At 40.6% G+C, this 1,095-nt stretch carries 2 protein-coding genes; both read right to left on the bottom strand.

Features of this window, described 5'->3' with window-relative positions; genetic code table 11:
• Positions 1-182 (bottom strand): hypothetical protein (locus FB481_RS23765; protein ID WP_147178135.1); only part of this gene is annotated, 182 nt, incomplete at its 3' end.
• 496 nt (positions 183-678) lie between these two features.
• Positions 679-1,095 (bottom strand): hypothetical protein (locus FB481_RS23130; RefSeq protein WP_139788015.1); only part of this gene is annotated, 417 nt, incomplete at its 5' end.

The raw sequence follows: 1,095 nt of genomic DNA, 5'->3' as shown, positions 1-1,095 counted from the left end.
ATTGAAAGAAATGAGGTCATCAAATGTCTTCCAATGTGAGATTTTGGGCCATTTTTTATAGCAAAGATTGAATAAGGCGCATTTTTCTTCAAAGCTTTATTGTACGATCTGACTAAGTTATCTTTTAATAATTGGTATTCCTGTTTATTGCTTGAAGAATTGCCGGTCCCCGAGGGATCCAGCTTACATTATGAAGAGCAGCATATTACAGCCGTATGGGTCTACTTGACAGTAAAATTTGAAGAGCATTGGAAGCCTGTTGATGTAGAGGTCGAGTTTAGATGCAAGTTCAAGGAGCGAAAGGTGGATGGGTAGGTTATATAGGGATATAGCACAGAGATATATAGCAAAGAGATACTTTTGAGCAATGTTTGTGGAAGCGGTATTCGCAATATTTTAGTAGCTCGTTACAGTCCGGTGCGTTTTTGGTTTTTTGAAAGTGCGTCTTCAGAGCGCTTTTGGTTTTCAAAAGCGCTCTGAAGTTCCTATACTTTCTAGAGAATAGGAACTTCGGAATAGGAACTTCAAAGCGTTTCCGAAAACGAGCGCTTCCGAAAATGCAACGCGAGCTGCGCACATACAGCTCACTGTTCACGTCGCACCTATATCTGCGTGTTGCCTGTATATATATATACATGAGAAGAACGGCATAGTGCGTGTTTATGCTTAAATGCGTACTTATATGCGTCTATTTATGTAGGATGAAAGGTAGTCTAGTACCTCCTGTGATATTATCCCATTCCATGCGGGGTATCGTATGCTTCCTTCAGCACTACCCTTTAGCTGTTCTATATGCTGCCACTCCTCAATTGGATTAGTCTCATCCTTCAATGCTATCATTTCCTTTGATATTGGATCATATGCATAGTACCGAGAAACTAGTGCGAAGTAGTGATCAGGTATTGCTGTTATCTGATGAGTATACGTTGTCCTGGCCACGGCAGAAGCACGCTTATCGCTCCAATTTCCCACAACATTAGTCAACTCCGTTAGGCCCTTCATTGAAAGAAATGAGGTCATCAAATGTCTTCCAATGTGAGATTTTGGGCCATTTTTTATAGCAAAGATTGAATAAGGCGCATTTTTCTTCAAAGC

This window comes from Pseudomonas sp. AG1028 (assembly GCF_007993955.1).
Taxonomy (GTDB): Bacteria; Pseudomonadota; Gammaproteobacteria; order Pseudomonadales; family Pseudomonadaceae; genus Aquipseudomonas; species Aquipseudomonas straminea.
This window is presented reverse-complemented; position numbering and strand designations above follow the sequence as displayed.